Below are 248 nucleotides of genomic sequence, written 5' to 3' on the forward strand. Positions count from 1 at the left end.
CCTGGATCCAGGAATTCTCCGCGAACAGTTCGTTGGGCTGGTGGAACACCGTGCCGGTCTCGCGGAACAGGTCGATGCGGTGCTGCAGCGTCGCCGGCAGCACCATCTCGCCGCAGGCGCGCCAGTAGTCGGTGTCGCGGCGATCAGTCAGGGCGTAGTGCAGGATCACGAAGTCGCGCACGTGCACGATCTCCTCGGCCATCTGCCGGTTGTACTCGGCCGTGCCGCTGGCGGTGATGACATGCGGG

General features: G+C 66.1%; 1 protein-coding gene. It reads right to left on the reverse strand.

Annotation, left to right across the window (positions count from 1 at the left end):
• The coding region (locus tag SB773_RS33785; protein ID WP_410594843.1) for a tryptophan 7-halogenase at positions 1–248 on the reverse strand (248 nt) is incomplete at both ends.

The sequence above is a fragment of the Bacillus sp. SIMBA_074 genome, from assembly GCF_046534555.1.
In the GTDB taxonomy this organism is placed as follows: Bacteria; Bacillota; Bacilli; order Bacillales; family Bacillaceae_G; genus Bacillus_A; species Bacillus_A mycoides.